At 40.6% G+C, this 352-nt stretch carries 1 protein-coding gene; it reads right to left on the reverse strand.

What is annotated here, in order from left to right; translation table 11 throughout:
• On the reverse strand, window positions 1-352 hold a 352-nt coding region (locus SINDD18_RS10130; RefSeq protein ID WP_241497377.1), incomplete at both ends, for an Ig-like domain-containing protein.

The following is a 352-nucleotide window of genomic DNA, read 5'->3' on the forward strand; positions in this document are numbered from 1 at the left end:
GCTGCTTCTACAGCTTCTTTAACTTTAGCTTTTTCTGCATCAGTCAAGTTCGCTGTATCTTTAACTGGTGTCTTAGTTGATGGAGCTTTAATACTGTCAGCATCCTTAACATCACGTTTACCAACTGTTTTCTCTGTTGGAGTTGATGCATTTCCTGATGCATCTTTTGCTACGGCAGTCACTTTATCTCCAGCTTTCAAGCCCATAACTGGAAGATAGAAGATACCAGCTTCATTTGTAGCAACAGTAACTGTTTCACTATTTGGAAGAGTGATTTCAACGATTGATCCTGGTTCTGCTGTACCTGTAACAGCCTTATCACCTTCTTTAACTGGGTTCACAACTGGTGCAT

Source organism: Streptococcus infantis (assembly GCF_001579645.1).
GTDB lineage: Bacteria > Bacillota > Bacilli > Lactobacillales > Streptococcaceae > Streptococcus > Streptococcus infantis_E.